Genomic DNA, 571 nt, shown 5'->3' with positions numbered 1-571 from the left:
CGCACCTGCACACGAAGCTGATCCGCTACCCGGGATCCGCCCCGTCCGGGGCCGGCCAGGGGGTCGGGGCGCACAAGGACTACGGGTTCCTGACGCTGCTGCTGCAGGACGGCGTGGGCGGGCTGCAGGTACGGCAGGGGGACGGGTTCCTGGACATCCCGCCGCTGCCCGGGGCGTTCGTGGTCAACCTCGGCGAGCTGCTGGAGATCGCGACGGAGGGGTACCTGGTGGCCACGGACCACCGGGTGGTCAGCACGCCCGGGGCGGTGGAGCGGTACTCGGTGCCGTTCTTCTACAACCCGCGGCTGGACGCCGTGATCGAGACGGTGCCGGGCGAGTACCTGCGGTCGGCGCCGGGCGTCGCGCACGACGCGACGAACCCGCTGCACGCGGAGTACGGCCGCAACGAGCTCAAGGGCTGGACCCGGCCCCACCCGGCGGTGGCCCGCCGCTGGCACCCGGAACTCATCGAGGCGTAGCCGGCCTGTCCCCGGGCCGCGCACCCGGCTCCCGCCCCCGGCTCCGGCCCCGGCCGGACCGGGCTGGAGTGCTTCGTGTCCTGCGGCGGCGG

Annotated in this window: 1 protein-coding gene; it reads left to right on the top strand. The window is 75.0% G+C overall.

What is annotated here, in order from left to right; all coding sequences use genetic code 11:
* On the top strand, positions 1–479 hold a 479-nt coding region (locus G3I78_RS47125; RefSeq protein ID WP_164436763.1), incomplete at its 5' end, for an isopenicillin N synthase family oxygenase.
* Between the last annotated feature and the right edge of the window lie 92 nt (positions 480–571).

Origin of the sequence: Streptomyces sp. SID13726 (assembly GCF_010548375.1) — a bacterium.
GTDB lineage: Bacteria > Actinomycetota > Actinomycetes > Streptomycetales > Streptomycetaceae > Streptomyces.
The sequence above is the reverse complement of the archived record's forward strand: the minus strand, read 5'-3'. Positions and strand labels throughout refer to the sequence as shown.